Here is a 1,615-nt window from a genome sequence, read left to right as displayed (position 1 = left end):
CGCTTGTCCGGTTCTGAGAGGGGCCGGGTCGCAACTTGGACCACGGGCGAGATCATGTGGCACCGCCAGGAAACTAGGCGGCAAACAGAGAACACAAACGTCGCCCTACCGTCCGGGGAGTGCCCGGTCTACTCAAAACCCCGCTCCCTGTGTGACCCCGCTCCCTGTGTTGGCCAAACCCTTTCGCTGGACCTATGAGGGAAAGCCGCTCGCAGTATGAATGATTAAACAGTCTCGGGATTTCCACTCTGTTGCACTAGGCACCTGCCTCACTCCCGTCAGCAAGGTATAGGACCTCACCTTCTGGATCGAGCACATGGACTCCGTGTTGCTCGGCGATTGCCCTTAGTTGGCCCAATCGTTCTTCGTCGAATTCACTGAGCTCGAACGTCATCTCAAGGACGGATCCGGCCGGCCTGTTGTGTGTGAAATCTTCGTACCAAACGGCACCCTTTGACCCGTCTTCTGGCCAAACTCGTAGAAGGTTCTCAAAGAAAGAGGCAATGCCCGCGGTTGGTGCCTCGTTACTGTCTCTACACTGATCCACAAACCCCGAAGCCGTCACCGTATCGGTAATATGGGGGGCATCAATTGCGTACAAGATTGCTTCGCTCATCGTTATTCCTCGAGATCAGGGTTTGATACGCTCGTCGTCGCGCAGTGGCCTCCAGTTAGGCCTTACTCTGCACCGGCGCGATGCCTCTTTGCTGGAGTGATGCGATCACGTGCTGGCCCAGGCGCTCCACCTCTTGCTTGTGTGTTTGGCCCTTCAAACGTTGCTTTAGCGTTGTGTGCGGCCGGATGAAGATTGACCACGCTACTTCCTTTCCTGCGTATCCCTCACCGTCTTCGGCCATGCTTGCACAGCCAATGGTGAACTCCGATTCTTGCAAGTCGATATGCTCGATCAACCAGCCCCAGTCCTCTCCGAGCGGGTAGCTTGTAACTACTCCCCTTGCTGCCAGGGCCTGGGCAAGCCACCAGGCCAGCTCAAACCCATACACGCCAGGGTTTCCTTGGCACTGTTCCGGCAGTAGAGGCAGAAACTCAGACGAAGAGAACTCGATCCGCCACATGGTTGTCTCGCGTGAATCTACATGTTCTAGATTGCCCGCCGATTCTCGCGTACTAGTGCAACAGAGTGGAAATCCCGAGACTGTTTAATCATTCATGCTGCGAGCGGCTTTCCCTCATAGGTCCAGCGGAAGGGCTTGGCCAACGTGCGATTGAAGAAGTCGATGAAATCGCTGATGCGTTTCTGAAGGTCGTCGATGGAGGTGAAGTTGCCACGGCGCAGGACTTTGCGTGCCAGGATCGAGAACCACATCTCGATCTGATTGAGCCACGAGGCGTGCTTGGGGGTGAAGTGAAAGACGATGCGATGGCTCGGATCGCTGAGGAACGCGGTGCGCGTGGCCATGGATTTGAGGATGCCGTAGCGCTCCTTCACGCCGAGGTCGCCCTCGAAACCGATGGCCTCGGCGATGAGGCGCACAACCGCCTCGGAGCAATGGATGTTGAGGTTGTCCATGACCAGATGCCACGGGGTATGGGCTGGACGCTGGGCGAGCAGTGCGGCGAGATACGCGGCGAAGTCCTCGCTCGTGCGGGTCTC

3 protein-coding genes are annotated in these 1,615 nt (G+C 57.2%); all 3 read right to left on the bottom strand.

Going from position 1 to position 1,615, the window contains the following annotated elements; translation table 11 throughout:
* Window positions 1–256: 256 nt before the first annotated feature.
* Window positions 257–616, bottom strand: a complete 360-nt coding sequence (locus tag CKO23_RS24605) for a hypothetical protein (protein WP_200336136.1) — start codon at window positions 614–616, stop codon at window positions 257–259.
* 55 nt (window positions 617–671) lie between these two features.
* On the bottom strand, window positions 672–1,076 hold the full coding sequence (locus CKO23_RS24600; protein ID WP_200336134.1) for a hypothetical protein: 405 nt from the start codon (window positions 1,074–1,076) through the stop codon (window positions 672–674).
* A 92-nt stretch (window positions 1,077–1,168) separates the two neighbouring features.
* The coding region (locus tag CKO23_RS24595) for a transposase (RefSeq protein WP_200336132.1) at window positions 1,169–1,615 on the bottom strand (447 nt) is incomplete at its 5' end.

The organism is Thiocystis violacea, assembly GCF_016583565.1.
Lineage (GTDB): Bacteria > Pseudomonadota > Gammaproteobacteria > Chromatiales > Chromatiaceae > Thiorhodococcus > Thiorhodococcus violaceus_A.
Note: the sequence above shows the minus strand (reverse complement) of the source record. Positions and strands in the feature narration are given on the sequence as shown.

What these genes read in the sequence shown, in the direction of transcription:
- CKO23_RS24600 (WP_200336134.1), bottom strand. Translation starts at nt 1,076, where the DNA reads ATGTGGCGGATCGAGTTCTCTTCGTCTGAGTTTCTGCCTCTACTGCCG.
- CKO23_RS24605 (WP_200336136.1), bottom strand. Translation starts at nt 616, where the DNA reads ATGAGCGAAGCAATCTTGTACGCAATTGATGCCCCCCATATTACCGAT.